Source organism: Campylobacter sp. CFSAN093246, assembly GCF_012889415.1.
Taxonomy (GTDB): Bacteria; Campylobacterota; Campylobacteria; order Campylobacterales; family Campylobacteraceae; genus Campylobacter_D; species Campylobacter_D jejuni.
This window is the reverse complement of the sequence record NZ_CP040613.1, coordinates 1,289,091-1,309,311: the sequence shown is the minus strand read 5'-3', so window position 1 is coordinate 1,309,311 and position 20,221 is coordinate 1,289,091. Positions and strand designations below refer to the sequence as shown.

The following is a 20,221-nucleotide window of genomic DNA, read 5'->3' as shown; positions in this document are numbered from 1 at the left end:
ATATTTTTTTGATTGCACGATATAGCATTTAACAAGTTCATGGATGGGCTTGAAATTTTTTAAAAGGATTTAAAATGGGATTTCGTATTAACACCAATGTTGCAGCTTTAAATGCTAAAGCAAACGCTGATTTAAATAGTAAAAGTTTGGATGCTTCTTTAAGTAGACTTAGTTCAGGTCTTAGAATCAACTCCGCAGCAGATGATGCTTCAGGGATGGCGATAGCAGATAGTTTAAGATCTCAAGCTAATACTTTAGGTCAAGCTATATCTAATGGTAACGATGCTTTAGGTATCTTACAAACTGCTGATAAGGCTATGGATGAGCAACTTAAAATCTTAGATACTATTAAAACTAAGGCAACTCAAGCGGCTCAAGATGGACAAAGTTTAAAAACAAGAACTATGCTTCAAGCAGATATCAACCGTTTAATGGAAGAACTTGACAATATCGCAAATACTACTTCATTTAACGGTAAACAACTTTTAAGTGGAAATTTTATCAATCAAGAATTTCAAATCGGCGCAAGTTCAAATCAAACTGTAAAAGCTACCATAGGAGCAACCCAGTCTTCTAAGATAGGTTTAACACGCTTTGAAACAGGAGGAAGAATTTCATCTAGTGGTGAAGTGCAATTTACTCTTAAAAATTACAACGGTATAGATGATTTTCAGTTTCAAAAAGTTGTGATTTCAACTTCAGTTGGAACAGGACTTGGAGCTTTAGCAGATGAGATCAATAAAAATGCTGATAAAACAGGTGTTAGAGCTACTTTTACAGTAGAAACTAGAGGTATAGCTGCAGTTAGAGCAGGAACTACTTCAGATACTTTTGCTATCAATGGGGTAAAAATCGGTAAAGTAGATTACAAAGATGGTGATGGAAACGGTGCTTTAGTTGCTGCAATCAATTCGGTTAAAGATACCACTGGAGTTGAAGCTTCAATCGATGCTAATGGACAACTTTTACTTACTTCAAGAGAAGGTAGAGGGATTAAAATCGATGGTAATATAGGTGGAGGTGCCTTTATCAATGCTGATATGAAAGAAAACTATGGCCGCTTGTCTTTAGTTAAAAATGATGGTAAAGATATTTTAATCAGCGGTAGCAATCTTTCTTCTGCAGGTTTTGGAGCGAATAATTTTATCTCTCAGACTTCTGTTTCTTTAAGAGAGTCAAAAGGACAAATTGATGCTAATATCGCTGATGCTATGGGATTTGGTTCTGTAAATAAAGGAGTTATGTTACGTGATTATTCTTCTGTTAGTGCCTATATGAGTAGCGCAGGAAGTGGATTTTCTTCAGGTTCAGGTTATTCTGTAGGTAGCGGTAAAAATTATTCCACAGGTTTTGCAAACGCTATAGCTATTTCAGCTGCTTCGCAACTTTCTACGGTATATAATGTTTCTGCAGGCTCAGGTTTTTCAAGTGGTTCAACACTTTCTCAGTTTGCAACTATGAAAACAACTGCTTTTGGAGTAAAAGATGAAACAGCAGGTGTTACCACACTTAAAGGCGCTATGGCTGTGATGGATATAGCTGAAACAGCTATAACAAATCTTGATCAAATCAGAGCCGACATTGGTTCGGTACAAAATCAAGTTACATCAACTATAAACAACATCACTGTTACTCAAGTAAACGTTAAAGCAGCAGAATCGCAAATCCGTGATGTAGACTTTGCAGCCGAGAGTGCAAACTACTCTAAAGCAAATATCTTAGCTCAAAGCGGCTCTTATGCCATGGCACAGGCTAATTCTGTTCAACAAAATGTTTTAAGATTACTACAGTAGTTTACAAAAGCTGCAATATATACAAATCCAAGCCTAGTTTAATGCTAGGCTTTTTTATTTTAAACTCTAAAATTTTTAATTAAACTAAAACTTGGAACACTTTTTGCTTTAATCTTTTCGATGCAATATTTTGAAAGGATTTAAAATGGGTTTTAGGATAAACACCAACATCGGTGCATTAAATGCACATGCAAATTCAGTTGTTAATGCTAGAGAACTGGATAAGTCTTTAAGCAGACTTAGTTCAGGTCTTAGAATCAACTCCGCAGCAGATGATGCTTCAGGGATGGCGATAGCAGATTCTTTGCGTTCACAAGCAGCCACTTTAGGTCAAGCTATCAACAATGGTAATGATGCTATAGGTATTTTACAAACTGCTGATAAGGCTATGGATGAGCAACTTAAAATCTTAGATACTATTAAAACTAAGGCAACTCAAGCGGCTCAAGATGGACAAAGTTTAAAAACAAGAACTATGCTTCAAGCAGATATCAACCGTTTAATGGAAGAACTTGACAATATCGCAAATACTACTTCATTTAACGGTAAACAACTTTTAAGTGGAAATTTTATCAATCAAGAATTTCAAATCGGCGCAAGTTCAAATCAAACTGTAAAAGCTACCATAGGAGCAACCCAGTCTTCTAAGATAGGTTTAACACGCTTTGAAACAGGAGGAAGAATTTCATCTAGTGGTGAAGTGCAATTTACTCTTAAAAATTACAACGGTATAGATGATTTTCAGTTTCAAAAAGTTGTGATTTCAACTTCAGTTGGAACAGGACTTGGAGCTTTAGCAGAAGAGATCAATAAAAATGCTGATAAAACAGGTGTTAGAGCTACTTTTACAGTAGAAACTAGAGGTATAGCTGCAGTTAGAGCAGGAACTACTTCAGATACTTTTGCTATCAATGGAGTAACTATAGGTCAAGTAGCCTATGAAGATGGTGATGGAAACGGTGCTTTAGTTGCTGCAATCAATTCGGTTAAAGATACCACTGGAGTTGAAGCTTCAATCGATGCTAATGGACAACTTTTACTTACTTCAAGAGAAGGTAGAGGGATTAAAATCGATGGTAATATAGGTGGAGGTGCCTTTATCAATGCTGATATGAAAGAAAACTATGGCCGCTTGTCTTTAGTTAAAAATGATGGTAAAGATATTTTAATCAGCGGTAGCAATCTTTCTTCTGCAGGTTTTGGAGCGAATAATTTTATCTCTCAAGCTTCTGTTTCTTTAAGAGAGTCAAAAGGAAGATTTGATGCTAATATCGCTGATGCTATGGGATTTGGTTCTGTAAATAAAGGAGTTATGTTACGTGATTATTCTTCTGTTAGTGCCTATATGAGTAGCGCAGGAAGTGGATTTTCTTCAGGTTCAGGTTATTCTGTAGGTAGCGGTAAAAATTATTCCACAGGTTTTGCAAACGCTATAGCTATTTCAGCTGCTTCGCAACTTTCTACGGTATATAATGTTTCTGCAGGCTCAGGTTTTTCAAGTGGTTCAACACTTTCTCAGTTTGCAACTATGAAAACAACTGCTTTTGGAGTAAAAGATGAAACAGCAGGTGTTACCACACTTAAAGGCGCTATGGCTGTGATGGATATAGCTGAAACAGCCACAACAAATCTTGATCAAATCAGAGCAGACATTGGTTCGGTGCAAAATCAACTTCAAGTTACTATAAACAACATTACTGTTACTCAAGTCAATGTTAAAGCAGCTGAATCAACCATAAGAGATGTAGACTTTGCAGCTGAGAGTGCAAATTTTTCTAAATATAACATCCTTGCGCAATCAGGTTCTTATGCTATGAGTCAGGCTAATGCAGTGCAGCAAAATGTTTTAAAACTTCTTCAATAATTTCTTAGATGCTTTTATGCATCTAAGCTTTTAAAGTGCTTTTTTCTTTTCTAAGAAGTCTAGCAAAGGTAAAATAGCGATTTTAAGTCTTTTATCTTGAACTTCTAAAAGTTCTATGATATTTTCTATCAAAGCTTCGTGTGCATAAACCCAAGCAAAAAGTTTATTTTGTTTATCAGATTCATCTTTGATATCTTTAAGATATAAAGGCGTTAATATACTTTGTTCATGATGTAAAGTAGGGCCTAAAATTTCTTGCAAAAAGAGATATTTTTTATTTGAAAGTTTTTCTTTGATTTTGTCTATATTTTGGTTTATTTGTTCGAGAGAGAGCTCGTTTTTTCCATGGGTAAGATTGTGAATTTGTTTTTGAACTTTTTTACACTCTTTTTTAAAATTTAAGGATAAATTCATATTTTTTTTAATTTTTTGATAGATTTTTAATCCGAGTTTTACTTGTTCTTTAGTATTTAAAACTTGTAATTTTTTAAATTTTTTATCTTTTTTATTTTCGAGTAAATTTTCGCAAAGTTCTTTAAAAGGTTTTTCTATAGCGCTTTCTATCCTAGCACCTCCTTCAGTGCAATTATAAGTTTTACTTTTACTAAAAGCAATGAAATTTTCAAAAATTTGTCTAAAAAGTGTCCAAATTTCAGAACTTTGAACTTTTCCATTTCCTCCATAAGCTGTAGTGCTAAATCTATCTAAGTCCCTTTCATAGTCTCCATTGTGTAAATTAGCATGGATGAAACCTTGAGAATGTGTTTGCCCATCTTTGGCATAAGCTAAATCCTGACCTATGAGAATGATGTTGTTATGTCCTAAATTTTCAGCCAGTTCATAAGCCATATGAGATACACTCATGCCTGCGTTAATATATCCATAATCGTCTAGCCCCAAGCATCTCGCAAAAGGCTGGCCTTTTATGATTAAAATGTATTTTCTTTTATTTTTTTTAAGATAAGAAATGGTTTTTTTATGCACCAAAGAAGCTACTAGAAAAATGATGTCTTTATCAAAATCTTTAAAATCATTATTAAAACATTCAGCTACTATTTCATCGCGTTCCAACATACAAACATAATCAGGTTTTATACCATGTTTAGCTAAAATAGGATAAGAAGAATCCGCACAAAAAATTGTAGCTTTACTAGCATATTTTTTTAATAAAGGCAATTGTTTAGTAAGAGATGGTCCTGTAGAAACAATGATAGCTGTATCACTTATACCCTTTCTTTTAGAAAGCAATTCTTTATAACTAGGATGGGTAATCATTTGAGGAAGATTATAAACAAATTGTTCTATGCCTTGAAGAGCATCTTTTGGATCATTACCATGCATAAGATTGTGATTTTTGATGATTTGCATGTTGAGTTTATTAAGTTTTAAAATATCTTCTTTATAGTGTTCATAAAAATCATTAGCAATGTGTAGATTATAAGAACGATAAAACAAATCCCCTATCAAACGAAAAACTTTATCCATTTTAGGAAGATTAATATCATCATGATGTAAAATAATGAGTCGCCCTAAGCTTAAATCTTTGCTAAAATCTATGAAATTTAAGGCCAAAAAGATAAGCTCTAATTCTTTTTCAAAGATGATTATTCTTTTAAGTGCTTGATTTTGAAGTAGAATTTTATATAAAATTCCATTTCCAAAACCATAAAAAAAAAGCACAGGATAGCGTGTAAAATCTTTAAAATATTCTAAATTTTTTTCAAGCTCTTTGATGGGATCTTGATACATTTTTTTTAAATTTCTTTTTTTTATGATATTGATATCAAGATTATCTTTTCCTTGAGTGAAAGTAAATTCTCTAAGCTCTTTTAGATCCTCAAGTTTTTTGCGTAAGTTGTTATACTCAAAACCGCTTAAAGCTTTTAAATTTTTGTTAAAATTATTTTCTTCTCTCACCTTCTCACCCTTTCCATCCATTTATCTAATTTTCTTTCTTTAAGTTTTTCTTCTAAAGGAAGTATATTTTTAATCAAAGCATTTTCTTGTGCTTTAATATGTCCATAAACTAATTCCATAAATTCTAAATGTTCTTTTATCCAAAGAATACTTTTATTAAAAGCATCTTCTTTGGTTTTAGGATTTAAAACATAAATTCTAGCAAGATTAAGTTCAAATTGAGTACGCAGAGGTTGTAAAATTTCATATAAATCTTGCATTTGTTTGATATTTTCTAATTTATTTTTAAATTCATCTATTTTTCTAATAGCCAAGTTTAAATCATTTTCTTTTTTGTTTAAATTTAAATATATATTTTGTATATTGTTAAAATCATTGCTGAGTATTTTACTAAAATCTCTACAATGTTTAATACTTTGATAAACTTTATAATAAGCCTTAAGTAAAAACTCATTTTGTTTATTTAAACTTAAAGGTTCTAATTTTTCAAAAGGTTTATTTAAATCTTTATCAAGTAAATTCTCACAAGCCCATAAAAAAGGTTTTTCTATGGTTCCTTCTATCCTTGCTCCACCTTCGGTGCAGTTGTAGGTGGTGATGTGATACTTAATAATCATTGCTTCTAGGATTTGTTTAAAAAATATCCAAACTTCATGAGTTTTAATTTCTTTTTTCCCACCATAAGCCTCGGTTAAAATATGTTCATACATTTGACTTTCATAATTAGCTGAATTTTGATAATCATCAGGATGAGAATTGCCATTTTCAGCATAAGCTAAATCCTGTCCTATAAAAATGATGTTTTTATGATTTAAATGTAAGGAAAGATAACAAGCCATATGTGCAACGCTAGGTGTATTGTATAAAAAATCAAAATATTTAAGCTTTATATAGATTGGAAAATATAAATATCTTGGTATGATAAGATATTTTCTATTTCTACCCTTTAAATATTCAATCGCCTTTGGATGAACAACCCCTGCGCAAACAAATACAATATCCTTATCAAATTCCCCAAAATCATGATTAAAAAACTCAGCAGTAATTTCAGTTCTTTCTAGCATACAAACATAATCAGGCTTGATATCATGCTTAGCTAAAATAGGATAAGAAGAATCCGCACAAAAAATCGTAGCTTTACTAGCATACTTTTTTAATAAAGGAAGTTGTTTAGTAAGAGATGGTCCTGTAGAAACAATGATAGCTGTATCACTTAAATTTTTTCTTTTAGAAAGCAATTCTTTATAACTAGGATGGGTAATCATTTGAGGAAGATTATAAACAAATTGTTCTATGCCTTGAAGAGCATCAAGGGGATCATTGCCATGAGAAACAATAGAATTTTTAAAATTTTCTGCTAATTTTTTATTCAATCCTAAAATATCTTCATGAAATCTTTCATAATAATGACTCATCAGTTCTAAAAAATAAATTCTAGAAAATTGAAAGAAAGGTTTAGAAGAACAAAGTTCAGTATAATCTTGAGCTTGTAATTTATCATTTTCCAAAACCATCAATCTTGCACTTTGCAATTCACTTGAAAAATCTAAGATATGAAACATTATCCAAATGATTTCTATATCTTTTTCAAAAACAACAATATGTTGATGATTTTTATTTTGCAATAAAGCTTTAAATAAAATTCCATTTCCAAAACCATAAAAATACAATACAGGATAAAGTAGGTATTTGTCATTATAGGTGTTTAGCATAGTTTGCAATTCTTTAATGGGATCTTGATAAAGTAAATTTTCATTATACCCCCCCCCCATTATTTTTTATACTTGTATCTTTTAAATTGATATCTAGATTATCTTTACCTAAGATAAGTTCAAATTTACTTGATTTAATTTCTTTTAAACTTTCTTTTAAAAGAATATTACTTAAAGCCTCAATGTTTTTGTTAAAGAGTTCTTTTTGAGTAGGGGTGAAGGTCATTGGAAATCCTAATTATTTTTTGATTATATCGTCAAAATTCCAATTTTCTAAACTTTTTTCTATGATTTTGTTTTGAGTATCAAGATATCCTAAACCTTGGATAAACCAATTGTGTTGTATTTTCAAAAAGTCTATTAAATTTTCTTTTTGCTTATTTGTGTTTAAAACTTCAAATTTTAAAATTTCGCATTCGTTATGAAAATAAATAGCTTGACAAAGTTCATTAAAAAGCTTGAGTTTTTTAAATTCTTTAAAAAGATTTAAAAGATCATTTTTGATTTTTTCAAGAGTTTGAAAATTCTTGTCATTTTTTTCTAAAGTGTATCTAAGCTTTTGAAGCTGAGTTTGGGTTTTTTTTATAAATTCTTTGGATTCTAAAATGCTTTTTTGGAGATATTTTTTTGTTTTTTCTAATTTTTCTTTGGCTAGTTTTTTATCTAGAAATTTTGGAAAATCAAAAGGTTTATTTAAATCTTTATCAAGTAAATTCTCACAAGCCCATAAAAAAGGTTTTTCTATAGTTCCTTCTATTCTTGCTCCACCTTCGGTGCAGTTGTAGGTGGTGATATTGAGTTTTTCTTTTGCCCAAAATATATCTTTTTCAAAAGCTTGACGAAACAAATTCCAAGTAAGTTGTGTTCTTACTTTGCCTTTTCCTCCATAAGCTAGTGTATATTTTTCTCCTCTGATTTCTTCACCTTGACTTCCATGTATATGCTCTTTAGGATGTGAACTTCCATCCTCGCCATAAGCTAAATCCTGTCCTATAAAAATGATATTTTCAAATCTTAAAGCTCCTGCTAGTTCATAGATCATATTGGAAACACTGTGTCCTACTCCAAGATATCCATATTCATCAAGTTTTAAACTAGCTGCAAAATTTAAAGGGCGATGTACAAGCATATAAGCTCTTTGATCTTTTTCTAAAAAATCTAATACTTCTTTGTGAACCACAGAAGCAAGTATGAAAAGTATGCCTTTGTTAAAATCGCCAAAATCATTATCAAAACATTTAGAAACTATATCATCACGTTCCAACATACAAACATAATCAGGCTTTATACCATGTTTAGCTAAAATAGGATAAGAAGAATCCGCACAAAAAATTGTAGCTTTATTAGCATATTTTTTTAACAAAGGAAGTTGTTTTATAAGACTTGGTCCTGTAGAAACAATGATAGCATTTTCAACCTTAGCTCTTCTTTCTTTGAGAAATTCTTGAAAAATTCCATGATTTAACATTTTAGGGAGATTATCTAGGGTATGTTTGATTCCAACTAAAGAATCATGTGGATCATTGCCTTTGTTTAAAACGATAAATCGTATCATTTCTATCAGTTGAGTATTTATATTTTGTATTTGAGTGCTATAAAATTGTTGATAAAAATCATTATGGATAAAAAGATTAAAAATTTTTACACTTTTTTGAATGATTTCATAAGTAAAAAGTGTGGTGAGTTGTGCTGTATTAATATTTGGAGTATAAAAAAGTATTAGTTGTTCTTTTTTTAATTCTTCGCTAAAATCAAATAAATGAAAAGCTAAAGTTAAAATTTCAAGATTGTCTTCAAAAACAATAATATGTTGATGATTTTTATTTTCACATAAACTTTTATAAAGCATTCCATTTCCAAAGCCATAAAAAAACAAAACAGGATATTTGTTATATTCGGTTTTAAACAGAGTAAGGTTTTCTAAAAGCTCTTTATTGGGATTTTCATAAAGAAAAATATCATCTTTTTTAAAATTTATTCCATTTTCATCTTGGATAAGTGCAAAAGTTAAGTATTTAAGTGATCTTAGTGTACAAGCTAAAAACTCATCGACCTCAAACAAAGCTTGAGTATTTTTTAAAAAAAGCTCTTCTTTCACCTTCTCACCCTTTCCATCCATTTATCTAATTTTCTTTCTTTAAGTTTTTCTTCTAAAGGAAGTATATTTTTAATCAAAGCATTTTCTTGTGCTTTAATATGCCCATAAACTAATTCCATAAATTCTAAATGTTCTTTTATCCAAAGAATACTTTTATTAAAAGCATCTTCTTTGGTTTTAGGATTTAAAACATAAATTCTAGCAAGATTAAGTTCAAATTGAGTTAGTAGGGGACCTAAAATTTGTATCAAATCTTTTTGAGTATTGCAAAGTTCATCTATTTGAGTTTTGGTTTTATCTATATCTTGAATAATTTCTTGAATAAAAATTTCATTTTTTTGAGAATTTTGTAAACTCATAAAAGAATTTTTTATTTTATCATAGCTTTTAATAAATTTATTACTAAAATCTCTACAATGTTTAATACTTTGATAAACTTTATAATAAGCCTTAAGTAAAAACTCATTTTGTTTATTTAAACTTAAAGGTTCTAATTTTTCAAAAGGTTTATTTAAATCTTTATCAAGTAAATTCTCACAAGCCCATAAAAAAGGTTTTTCTATGGTTCCTTCTATCCTTGCTCCACCTTCGGTGCAGTTGTAGGTGGTAATATAATAATTTTTTTTTGCATTGGCCACATCTTGTTCAAAATTATGTCTAAAAAGAGTCCAAACAAAAGAACTTTCAACTTTTCCATTGTCTCCGTAAGCTTGAGTGGTATATTTGTTTTTATCTCTTTGAAAATGTCCTTCATGTTTATCAAGATTGCTATAATCTTTAGTGTGAGAAAGTCCATCTTTAGCATAAGCTAAATCTTGTCCTATTAAAACGATATTTTTATGCTTTAAATGTATAGCAAGTAAAAAATTCATATTAGCTACACTAAATCCCATATTAAAATACCCAAAATCATCAAGTTTTAAATAATTTATAAAACTTGCATATGTAGATACAAGCATAAAATTTCTATTATTTTTTTGAAGATATTTTGTAGTATGAGGGTGGACATAGGATTTTAGAACAAACAAAATATCCTTATCAAATTCCCCAAAATCATTGTTAAAAAATTCAGAAGTTAAAGGAATCCTTTCCAAAGAAAGCACATAATCAGGTTTTATACCATGTTTAGCTAAAATAGGATAAGAAGAATCCGCACAAAAAATCGTAGCTTTACTAGCATACTTTTTTAATAAAGGAAGTTGTTTAGTAAGAGATGGTCCTGTAGAAACAATGATAGCTGTATCACTTATACCCTTTCTTTTAGAAAGTAATTCTTTATAACTAGGATGGGTGATCATTTGAGGTAAGTTATAAACAAATTGCTCTATACCTTGAAGAGCATCAAGAGGATCATTGCCATGGGAAAGAATGGAATCTTTAAAATCTTGCACTAGCTTTTTATTTAACTCCAAAACATCCTCATGAAATCTTTCATAATAATGACTCATCAGTTCTAAAAAATAAATTCTAGAAAATTGAAAGAAAGGTTTGCTAGAGCAAAAATTAGAAAACAATTCTATATCCAAAGAACTTGTTTGCAAAATCATCAATCTTGCACTTTGTAATTCATGTGAAAAATCTAAGATATGAAACATTATCCAAATGATTTCTATATCTTTTTCAAAAACAACAATATGTTGATGATTTTTATTTTGCAATAAAGCTTTAAATAAAATTCCATTTCCAAAACCATAAAAATACAATACAGGATAAAGTAGGTATTTGTCATTATAAGTATTTAGCATAGAGTTTAATTCATCAATAACATTTTCATAAAGAAAAGTATTATCACTTGTATCTTTTAAATTGATATCTAGATTATCTTTACCTAAGATAAGTTCAAATTTACTTGATTTAATTTCTTTTAAACTTTCTTTTAAAAAAAGATTACTTAAAGCTTCAATGTTTTTATTAAAGAGTTCTTTTTGAGTAGGGGTGAAGGTCATCATAAGCCCCATCCATCATCTACCACTAAAGTTTGCCCTGTGATAAATTTACTCTCATCGCTAAGTAAAAATACCAAAGTTCCACATATATCATCTGCATCTAGCATACCTTTACTCGCACAACATTTTCTATAAGCTTTTAAAAAAAGTTCATTTTGATTATCCAAAATTCCTCCGCTTGCTAGAGTATTAACGCGTATGTTTTGATTAAAAAGCTCTTTAGCTAGCCAAGAGCTCATGTGATTAATCCCTGCTTTTATCACACTGTATTCTAAAGAGCTTTGCATGGAAGTGCCTTCATAGTTTTCAAATTTTGGCGCATAAACTCCCATGATGGAGCTAAGATTGATGATATTACCATAGCCTTGTTGTTTAAAAAATTTCACAAATTCTTGAGCGGCTAGCATAAAGCCTGCTAAATGTAAATTTAAACTTTCGCAAATTTGTTCGTATTTGAGTTCATAATAAGGCGTTTTACCCCAATCTTTGCCAAAAGGATAGCTTGAGTTAACAAAAGCATCGATTTTGCCGTATCTTTCTTGACTTTTTTGAAGGGCGGTTTGTAAGCTTTCTTGTTTAGTGATATCAAGTTCTAAGCTTAAAAGTTTTGTTTTAAAATTTGTTTCTAAATTTTCTTGCAATTTATTTAGGCATTCTTTGTTGATATCTGCGAGTATAGGGATACCTTTGCTAAGAAGTATTTTTTCGCAAAGCGCTTTACCTATACGCCCACAAGCTCCTGCTACAAAGATGATTTTATTTTCAAGCATTAAAAATCCTTTGGCGATAAATTTTTTAAAGAGATTAAAAACTCTACGATTTTAAAATCAAGCTCGCTATCAATATCAAAAGCTGTGCTTTCATCCATTACAAAAAGCCCTGTGTTTTTGCCAAAAACACTATCATTTTCTAAAAGATAATCCCTTTTAAAGATATAAATACTAGCGTTCATATCATAGCATTTTGGGGCACTTTGGCGAGTGGTAAAATTTCCTTCTTTGGATTTTACTACCTTGTTATTTTGTATTTCTACGAGGTTAAAATAAGGATTGCGTCTAGCAGGAACTGCGGTGATGAGATTGGAATTATCATTTTCAACAAAACTTTCATAAGCTTTTTTTATATCAAGGCTTGAGCGAAGCGGGGCTGAAGCATCTAAGTCTATGAGAGTTTCAAAACACGTTTTAAAATGCTCTTCACTTCTTAGCAAGGCATCACGCATGACAGGAAGTTTTGCAGTCCGATCATTGGCAAGATGAGCTTCTCTTTTGAAAAAAACTTCAGCGCCATATTTTTGGGCTACACTTGCGATTTCATCACTATCAGTACTTATGACTATGTGTTTAAAAAGCTTTGAATTTTGAGCTTGTATGATGCTATAAGCTATCATTTCAAGTTCGTTAATCTTTCTAATATTTTTGTTTTTAACGCCTTTGCTACCACCCCTAGCACAAATAGTACATAAAATTTCAGCCATTTTTTTTCCTTACTTCATCACAAAGTTCAAGCACTTTTAAAGCCTGCTTAAGATCGCAAAGTTCTTTGTCTTTTTCAAAGACTGCATGATGTAAATTTTGAAGGGTTTTTATCGTATCATTTTCAAAATTTAAGATTTTTTGACTTTGATTTTTGTGATAAATTTCGATTTTATTGTTTATCAAATCGGCTTTAAAGCTTTTTTCTAAAGTATGGATGATAATTTCTCTTTTGTTAAATTTAGCAAAATAGTCTAGTTCTATATGAATTTTAGCTTCTTGTGAATTTTTTAAAGCCAAAAAGGCAAAATCATCGCTTGTTATGTCAAGCTCTGAAATTTTAGCATTTTGGGAGTACATAAGCTCTAAGTCTTTAAAAAGAAAAAAGGCTAGATCGATTTCATGAGAGAGATCGAGTAAAACCCCACCACCTAGCTCTTTTTTAGCGCTGTAATTTTGCCTGTAGTCTAAAGCTCTCCAATGGGGCAAATAAGAATTACAAACCAAACTAGCAAAATAAATTTTTTCACCTTTTAAAAGCCTTTTTAAAGCGACAATCACAGGATTAAAACGTTGTAAATATGCTACATAAATGTGATTTTTTGAGCTTGTGAAATTTTGGCTTTTTTCAAATAAAGGTTTTTCTACGAGTATGGTTTTATCTTTTACAAGCTCATCTAAAGTTTTTAAGGTGTTAAAATGCTCCGTAGTGATATTTGCGATGATAAAAAGATCAAATTCGTTTAAATCACATTCTTTCAAAGAGCGATAAATTGGAGTGTTTTTAAATTCTTCTTTTTTAGCACTTAAAGAAAGCAAACTTACTTCATGATTTAAATTTTTTAAGGCTAAAAAATGCTTTTTTCCTATGCTTCCAAAGCCTATGATTAAGACTTTCATTTAAAATCCTCATTGGCTTTTAAAAACTCATCTGGCCTTCCAATGTCAATCCAATAATCGTTGATGATATAGGTATTTACCTTGCCTTTTTGCAATACAAGTTTGATGAGTTCGGGCATGTCTAAGTATTCATTTTTAGCAATTAAATTTAAAATTTCATTTTCAAGTACATAAATCCCCGCACTTACTAGGAATTTTTGGGTAGGTTTTTCTTCTATATTTTCTATAAAACCTTGTTTTTGAGTGATCACTCCATAAGGAATTTGTTGCTCAAACTCACGCACGCAAACGCTCATTAAAGCTTTTGATTTTTTATGCGCTTTTAAAAGAGCATTAAAATCCAGCTCGGTTAAAATGTCTGCATTCATAACGATAAAACTTTCTTTAAATTCTTGTTTTATAAGGCTTAAAGCCCCTGCTGTACCTAGTTTTTTACGCTCTTTAATATAAGAAATTTTAACCCCAAATTTTTGCCCTTTTTGAAAATAATCTTCTATGATTTGTTTTTTATAATTCACACAAAAGATAAAATTTTCAAAATTTTGATTTTTAAGTCTTTGGATTATGCTTTCTAAAATGGGTTTTTTGCCTACTTTTAACATAGGTTTTGGAGTATCTTTAGTCAGCTCTTTTAAGCGAGAGCCTAAGCCTCCAGCCATGATGATAATGGAGTTTGGATTGGCTTTTAAAAGTGATGAGATAGATTTTATAGAAAGAATTTGCCCTTTTTCATCTAAAACAGGAAAGTCGTAAATATCGGTTTTAGCAGAAATTTTTAAAAGCTGTTCTTTGCTTGTGTTTTCTTTTATGGTGATGGGATTTTTAGTGTAAATATCTTTGATACTATCTTTTAAAGTTTTGCCACTAATTAAAGCTTTTCTGATGTTTGAATCGCTAATGACTCCTAAAAATTTATCCTTTTTATCAACTATAATGCCTAATCTAACGCGTTCTTGCCCGACTATTTTTAAAGCTTCTTTTATGCTAGAATCAGGGGTGAGTTTGAGTTTGTTTATATCCACACTAAGCCTTATAAATCGATGAAATTTTTATGTAAAATTGTATCTAAATTTACATTTTTTAGGCAAGTTTTTATGATTTTATTGGGATTTTTACCATTATCATAAGGGTTTTTAAAATTTTTTAAATTTTGTTTAAATTCTTTGCTTTCTAATTTTTCAAAAGCTTGATCAAGATCGTTGATTTCGGAATCAATGATATTTTGAGTTCTTAAACGCCCTTTTTGTCTATCGCCTATATTAATGCAAGGAGTTTTAAAAAAAGGACTTTCACTAATACCACTTGAAGAATTGCCTATCATGGCCTTGGCTATTTTCATAAGACTTAGGTATTTTTGTGAGCCAAGATTATCAAAAAGTTTAGCCTTGTGTGAGTTTTTTTGGCAGTAATTTTGCAAAATTTCATTGATTAAAAGTCCATTTTCATCGGCATTTGCTTTGGTAAAAATCAAACTTGCATTTTTAAGGGTGTCAAGTTTTTTAAGTAAGGTTTTAATCTCTTTTTGAGTATTTTTTACATTTAAAGTTAAAGGATGATAAGTGATTAAGTAAAGTTCTTTATCTAGTTTCATTTCTAAGGCTTTTTCTAAATCTTTTTTGTTTAAAAAATTCATATTTTTTATGATAGTAGAAGCTAAAGAACCTATATTAAAAACCCTTTTTTCTTCTTCTCCAAGTTGCAAAAGCCTTTTTTTATAAATTTCATGACTTACAAAATGTAAATGTGACATTTTTGAAATGCTGTGTCTTATACTATCATCAATAGCCCCTAAAGTAAGCTCCCCGCCACATAAATGCACTAAAGGTATGTGCATCAATAGACATACACTTGCTACGCTAAGCATTTCATAACGATCGCCTAAAATCACCACCATATCAGGTTTTAAGTCTTCAAAAGCATCGCTAAAAGCACTAAAAGCTAAACTCATACTTTTACAAAGGCTTATTTTATCATCGTTTGCAAGCAGGATAGGGATTTTTTTAGTTATTTTAAATTCTTTTTCTATTTCTTTATAAGTGAGTCCAAACTCAGGGCTTAAATGTGCTCCTGTAGCGATGATTTGAAGGCTTAGATCTTTATCGTTTTGAATTTCATGACATAAATTTCTTAAAAGATACCATTCAGCCCTTGTTGCACTGACTATACAAATTTTTCTTTTACTCACGGATAAGCTCATCTTCTTTGTAGTTTTTAGTAGCAATCTTACCCAAAAACTCTTCATATCTCATAGCACTTATACCATTTGCGGGGCGTTTGGTAGTAAGATTTCCTTCGCTAAAAATTTCTCCTTTTTTGATGTCTTTTTTGGCCACTAAACTTTTTCTTACTATGTTGATATTTTTTTGTTCGCTTTTACTTGCTTTTTTTATGCCATCACCCATTGCCTTTTGTATTTGTCTTATTTGGGTACAAAGCATTTTTAGTTCTTGAGGTTCTAGGCTTGCTTTATGATCAGGCCCTGACATATTTTTGTCTAGAGTAAAATGCTTTTCTATCACACAAGCTCCCAAGGCAACCGCAGCTAGGGAAATGTGTATACCCCTTGTGTGATCAGAATAACCCACATCAAGCTTAAAAGCGTCTTTTAAGCTTTGCATGGCTTTAAGATTGACTTCATTAAAAGGGGCAGGGTATTCTGTAGTGCAGTGTAAAAGAGTGATATTTTGGCGTTTAGCGCCATTTTTGCAAAGCACATTTAAAGCTTCTTCTATCTCGCCTAAATTTGCCATGCCTGTTGAAAGTATGATTTTTTTATTAAGCTTTGCAATTTTTTTAAGATAGGGTAGATTGGTGATTTCTCCGCTTGGAATTTTAAAGATTTTTAAGCCTAACTCATTTAAAAGATCTACACTTTCAAGATCAAAAGGAGTAGAAAGAAAGGCGATATTGCATTTTTTTGCGTGTAAGATAAGCTCTTTATGAGCTTTAAGATCGAGTTCGAGTTTTTGCACCATTTGAAGCTGACTTTCATCATTAGCCGTGGTTTTAAGCTGATAGGGTGCTTTTTTAGCCTTTGTGCTGATACAGTTTTTGGCTTTAAAACTTTGAAATTTAACAAAATCAGCTCCTGAATCTGCTGCGATTTCTATTAACTTTTTAGCTAAATTTAAATCACCATTGTGATTAACTCCTGCTTCTGCGATGATTAAAGTTTTTTTCATAGTTTTGCCTTTATTTTGCCTTAAAATAAAGGCAAAATTTTATTTTTTAATACCTATATAAATATAATGGTGTGCCGATCCTTCAAAATTATAAAAATTAATAGGATCATAATCTCCTAGAAATAAAGTTTCAAAAGGTTGAAAAAGATTTTCTAGATCTTCGGCTTTATCGATGAAATGTATAAAGCTTGTTTCATTTAATCTTCCATTAATTTCAACTTTACTCAAGCCATTTTTTTCTTCTTTTTGACTGTGGGAAAAATAATAATTTTTCTTGCTCATCATTGTAGCAAAAAGTATTCCACCTGTGTTCAAAAGTTCGTAAAATTCTAAAATATTTTGTTTAAGTTCTTTTAGAGGTATGTAGTAAAGACTTTGATTTGCAAAGATAATATCCATATTTTCATCAAAAAGTCCTTTGATGCTAGAATTTGGTTCTATAATTTTACAATACCCCCCCCCCGCTAATATTTTGCTCCCAAATTTCTTTTAAACTTGGAACTATATCTATTCCAAAAGTTTTAAACCCTTTGCTTTGAAAATACGCTGAATGTACACCATTGCCACAACCAAAATCAAGTAAATTTCCATTTATTTTATTTAGTTTGTATTTTAAAATTCTTTCATAAAAACGTACTACATGACCATCTGGAAAAAGTAATCCGTATCCATTTTCATTATATTTCATTGTATAAGCTTCTAATGAGTTTTGCATTTTTTTCCTTTATATTTTTATTGTAATTTGTTTTTTAATTTAAATTCTCCAAAATCATTTTTATAAAATAAATCCATATTGTAATGTTTTTCTACTATTTTCCAAAATGTAGTTTTACTAATACCTATGAAATTGCAAAAATCTTCAACGCATTTATTGTCAAGCTTATGATCTCTTTTTTGCACAAGTTCAATAGCTTCTTTTCTGCTTAAAAGTCCATAACGCACGAAACGAGCTGCGTAATCACTCGCACAAGCATGACCAAATTTAGGGTATTTCATCCAAGCGTGTAGGATATAGCCTATACTATCAACTTGATCAAAATTTTCTGCACACATTGTTCTATCCCATTCGCCTTCTAGATCAGTAAAACCACGACTTTTAGCAAAAATATAATTGCTATAAGAATTCCATTTTACAAAATAACTTAGATAGATAGGGTTAAGTTTATCGAGTTTATCTTTGTTTGGATTGAAAAAGAGTTGCAAATTTTCTTCTTTGATTTCATCATCTATAAATTCATTTATATTTAAATCACTAGCTACACCATTTAAAAATATTTCTTTAGCGCTAGGAGTTTCTTCGGTATCACTACCTCCATATTCATAACTAACATTTTCTCCATAAACCAATAAAGGTGTATTAAATTTTAAAGCCATAGCAAAAGGATAGCTGTAAATTAGTCTATCAATAAACCAAGTAGGTTTTCCATATTTTTCAAAGGTTTTTAGCATAACTTTTTTTTGAGTTTTGATATCAGGCTTTAAGCTAATGATATGACAACCAAAAGTTTCACTTAAATTTTTAAGATTTTTCTTGCCTGCTTCAGTCATGGTGAAATTATCTTCAACGCTAAAAAGAATAGGATTCATTCCAAGTTTTTCTTTCATGATATGCACTTGAAAATGCGAATCTTTACCTCCACTTACGGCAATAGCACAATCATATTCAAATTTTCCATTCATTCTGCGGTATTTATCGCATAAGACTTCAAGCTCTTTAAACCTTGCTTTATAATCAATATTTTCTTTATTTTTATGATTGATGCAAGCTGAACAGATATTTTTACCTTCTTTATCTTTTGTAAAATTAATACCAGGTCTAGTATTTGGCATCACGCAGTGATCACAATAAATCATTCCCCACCCCTTCAATTTAATAAAAATATTAGATTGTATAAAATATTAAATTAATATTTGCTTATTTTATAAAATATCACTTATGTTTGTTTTATTTTTCTACCTAAAATTCCTTTTTATAAGGCCTTTTTAAAGATTTTTGGATGGTAAAAATTTTCATCATCTTCTTTTAAATTCTTACAAATTTTATTACAAAGTTCTATGCCTATAGTGTCGATAATATTTAACAAATTTCTTTTTTCATAAAGCAAATCATAAACTGTTTGACATTCTTTGAAATTATAATCGTATTTTTCTATAATTTTAAAAAATGATGAAATTTCATTGAACAAAAGTAAATTTGCTAAAGCTCCTCGATTGCCTTTACTGCAAATGATATGAAATCCTAATTTTTTAAGATCTTTCAATGGGGTAAATCGTTCTAAATTAGAACCACAAAGTTCTATTAATTTGATATAAATAGTATTGAAAAAATGTATAAAATCGCAGTTTAAATCATCCATACTCTCGAAAAAACTATATTATTATCTCTAAGAATTTGCATGATTTCTTTTTTTAAATTTAAATCTTCATTTAAGCTTTCTATAGTCAAGCTATTTTTAAGATCTTCTATATGTTGGTAAATGTTTATTTTTCCGGCGTTAAAATTAGAAAAATCTATTTTTCTTTGTAGAAGTTTTATTTGTTTTTCAAATTCGTATATATTGAGCTTGCTTTTATTATAAACACCTATTTCATAGCCTAATAAATAAAATAAAGCACTTATTTGCTTACCCATTAAACCAAAGTCTATGATATTAATTTCTTTCATTGTTTTTTCCTTGTTTTAATTATATTTTTATGAAAAATAAGTTGATTGGATGTGTAGTTTTTGCTAATAATACTACCTGCTTACTATGCAGTTATCTTCTAAGTTTACGCAAGGCAACAGGCTAACTCTAGTAGCTAAAAAACAATTTTTTCCTATGCTTGAATTTCCATTAAGTGTAGCATAAGGGCTTAAAATACTTCCTTCTCCTACCTTACAATCATGAGCTATGCTTGAATAAATATTACAAAGCACAAAATCTCCTATATTTGAATTAGCATTAATGGTTACAAAAGGACACACTATAACCCCTTGTCCTATTTTAGCTTCTTTTGAAACAAAAGATTGAGGATGTATAAAAGTGATAAAATTACATGATTTTTTTGAAAGTTTTACAAGGATTTTTTTTCTTAAATTGATTTGTCCTACACCTAAAGCAAAAGATGCTTTTTGAATCAACTTTTTATCGAAATTATCTTCATTGCCTAGATATTTTAAGTCAAAAAAATTATTTTCTTGTATATCAATATAGCCTATAATTTCGTAATTTGCATCTTTTAAATAAGAATAAAGCTCTCTAGTAAAGCCACCCGCTCCTATGATGATGACATTTTTCACGCACTTCTCCTAAAAGAAGAAGTAAAAAAATCAAATCCCCCCCCCCCGCTATTC

The 20,221-nt window shown here is 30.1% G+C and carries 15 protein-coding genes and 2 pseudogenes; 2 read left to right on the top strand and 15 right to left on the bottom strand.

The window, feature by feature from the left end; all coding sequences use genetic code 11:
* The first annotated feature begins 74 nt into the window (after nt 1-74).
* Complete coding sequence (locus FBE87_RS06840) at nt 75-1,793, top strand: flagellin (protein ID WP_168977239.1); 1,719 nt, start codon at nt 75-77, stop codon at nt 1,791-1,793.
* 145 nt (nt 1,794-1,938) lie between these two features.
* A complete protein-coding gene (locus FBE87_RS06835) occupies nt 1,939-3,657 on the top strand; it encodes a flagellin A (RefSeq protein ID WP_168940548.1) in 1,719 nt (572 codons plus the stop codon).
* A 30-nt stretch (nt 3,658-3,687) separates the two neighbouring features.
* On the opposite strand, the gene FBE87_RS06830 is transcribed toward FBE87_RS06835, so the two are convergent.
* From FBE87_RS06830 to FBE87_RS06760, 15 genes and pseudogenes are all read right to left on the bottom strand, one after another.
* Nucleotides 3,688-5,574 (bottom strand): motility associated factor glycosyltransferase family protein, encoded by a 1,887-nt coding sequence (locus FBE87_RS06830; RefSeq protein WP_100621866.1) that lies wholly within the window; start codon nt 5,572-5,574, stop codon nt 3,688-3,690.
* Nucleotides 5,571-7,512, bottom strand: a pseudogene (locus FBE87_RS06825) (motility associated factor glycosyltransferase family protein). Before FBE87_RS06825 ends, FBE87_RS06830 begins: the two are co-directional and overlap by 4 nt.
* Nucleotides 7,513-7,524: 12 nt before the next feature.
* Nucleotides 7,525-9,384 carry a motility associated factor glycosyltransferase family protein gene (locus tag FBE87_RS06815; protein ID WP_100626362.1) on the bottom strand — a complete coding sequence of 620 codons (1,860 nt, stop codon included), beginning with the start codon at nt 9,382-9,384 and terminating at the stop codon, nt 7,525-7,527.
* Complete coding sequence (gene pseD / locus FBE87_RS06810) at nt 9,381-11,342, bottom strand: flagellin modification protein PseD (RefSeq protein ID WP_165433175.1); 1,962 nt, start codon at nt 11,340-11,342, stop codon at nt 9,381-9,383. The genes FBE87_RS06815 and pseD overlap by 4 nt, the downstream gene beginning before the upstream one ends.
* Nucleotides 11,330-12,100: a flagellin modification protein PtmA gene (gene ptmA / locus FBE87_RS06805; protein ID WP_002857935.1), complete on the bottom strand. Its 771-nt coding sequence runs from the start codon at nt 12,098-12,100 to the stop codon at nt 11,330-11,332. The genes pseD and ptmA overlap by 13 nt, the downstream gene beginning before the upstream one ends.
* Nucleotides 12,100-12,807, bottom strand: coding sequence for a CMP-N,N'-diacetyllegionaminic acid synthase (legF, locus tag FBE87_RS06800; RefSeq protein WP_002789698.1), 708 nt, complete (start codon nt 12,805-12,807; stop codon nt 12,100-12,102). The genes ptmA and legF overlap by 1 nt, the downstream gene beginning before the upstream one ends.
* The gene (gene ptmF / locus FBE87_RS06795; RefSeq protein WP_057980187.1) at nt 12,800-13,705 is read right to left on the bottom strand and encodes an L-glutamine-D-fructose-6-phosphate isomerase subunit; all 906 of its coding nucleotides are present in this window, start codon (nt 13,703-13,705) and stop codon (nt 12,800-12,802) included. Before ptmF ends, legF begins: the two co-directional genes overlap by 8 nt.
* Entirely contained in the window at nt 13,702-14,727 is a 1,026-nt protein-coding gene (locus FBE87_RS06790; RefSeq protein WP_002864264.1) for a nucleotidyltransferase family protein, read from the bottom strand. The genes ptmF and FBE87_RS06790 overlap by 4 nt, the downstream gene beginning before the upstream one ends.
* 8 nt (nt 14,728-14,735) lie before the next feature.
* Complete coding sequence (gene legG / locus FBE87_RS06785; RefSeq protein WP_002858369.1) at nt 14,736-15,890, bottom strand: GDP-N,N'-diacetylbacillosamine 2-epimerase (hydrolyzing); 1,155 nt, start codon at nt 15,888-15,890, stop codon at nt 14,736-14,738.
* The gene (gene legI / locus FBE87_RS06780) at nt 15,883-16,887 is read right to left on the bottom strand and encodes a N,N'-diacetyllegionaminate synthase (RefSeq protein ID WP_002864265.1); all 1,005 of its coding nucleotides are present in this window, start codon (nt 16,885-16,887) and stop codon (nt 15,883-15,885) included. The genes legG and legI overlap by 8 nt, the downstream gene beginning before the upstream one ends.
* A gap of 39 nt (nt 16,888-16,926) precedes the next feature.
* Nucleotides 16,927-17,602: pseudogene (locus FBE87_RS06775) on the bottom strand (methyltransferase domain-containing protein).
* Between the two features lie 17 nt (nt 17,603-17,619).
* The gene (locus tag FBE87_RS06770; RefSeq protein ID WP_002782235.1) at nt 17,620-18,741 is read right to left on the bottom strand and encodes an N-acetyl sugar amidotransferase; all 1,122 of its coding nucleotides are present in this window, start codon (nt 18,739-18,741) and stop codon (nt 17,620-17,622) included.
* A gap of 116 nt (nt 18,742-18,857) precedes the next feature.
* Nucleotides 18,858-19,244, bottom strand: a complete 387-nt coding sequence (locus FBE87_RS09135) for a hypothetical protein (protein ID WP_002782233.1) — start codon at nt 19,242-19,244, stop codon at nt 18,858-18,860.
* Entirely contained in the window at nt 19,232-19,552 is a 321-nt protein-coding gene (locus tag FBE87_RS09130; RefSeq protein WP_002858316.1) for a 3-hydroxyacyl-CoA dehydrogenase NAD-binding domain-containing protein, read from the bottom strand. Before FBE87_RS09130 ends, FBE87_RS09135 begins: the two co-directional genes overlap by 13 nt.
* A 72-nt stretch (nt 19,553-19,624) precedes the next feature.
* The gene (locus FBE87_RS06760; RefSeq protein ID WP_002815677.1) at nt 19,625-20,167 is read right to left on the bottom strand and encodes a transferase; all 543 of its coding nucleotides are present in this window, start codon (nt 20,165-20,167) and stop codon (nt 19,625-19,627) included.
* Nucleotides 20,168-20,221 lie beyond the last annotated feature (54 nt).

Excerpts from the sequence above, each read along its gene's own strand:
- FBE87_RS06835 (WP_168940548.1), top strand. The coding sequence starts at position 1,939 with ATGGGTTTTAGGATAAACACCAACATCGGTGCATTAAATGCACATGCA.
- FBE87_RS09135 (WP_002782233.1), bottom strand. The coding sequence starts at position 19,244 with ATGGATGATTTAAACTGCGATTTTATACATTTTTTCAATACTATTTAT.
- pseD (WP_165433175.1), bottom strand. The coding sequence starts at position 11,342 with ATGGGGCTTATGATGACCTTCACCCCTACTCAAAAAGAACTCTTTAAT.
- ptmA (WP_002857935.1), bottom strand. The coding sequence starts at position 12,100 with ATGCTTGAAAATAAAATCATCTTTGTAGCAGGAGCTTGTGGGCGTATA.
- FBE87_RS06840 (WP_168977239.1), top strand. The coding sequence starts at position 75 with ATGGGATTTCGTATTAACACCAATGTTGCAGCTTTAAATGCTAAAGCA.
- ptmF (WP_057980187.1), bottom strand. The coding sequence starts at position 13,705 with ATGAAAGTCTTAATCATAGGCTTTGGAAGCATAGGAAAAAAGCATTTT.
- FBE87_RS06770 (WP_002782235.1), bottom strand. The coding sequence starts at position 18,741 with ATGATTTATTGTGATCACTGCGTGATGCCAAATACTAGACCTGGTATT.
- legI (WP_002864265.1), bottom strand. The coding sequence starts at position 16,887 with ATGAAAAAAACTTTAATCATCGCAGAAGCAGGAGTTAATCACAATGGT.
- legF (WP_002789698.1), bottom strand. The coding sequence starts at position 12,807 with ATGGCTGAAATTTTATGTACTATTTGTGCTAGGGGTGGTAGCAAAGGC.
- FBE87_RS09130 (WP_002858316.1), bottom strand. The coding sequence starts at position 19,552 with ATGAAAGAAATTAATATCATAGACTTTGGTTTAATGGGTAAGCAAATA.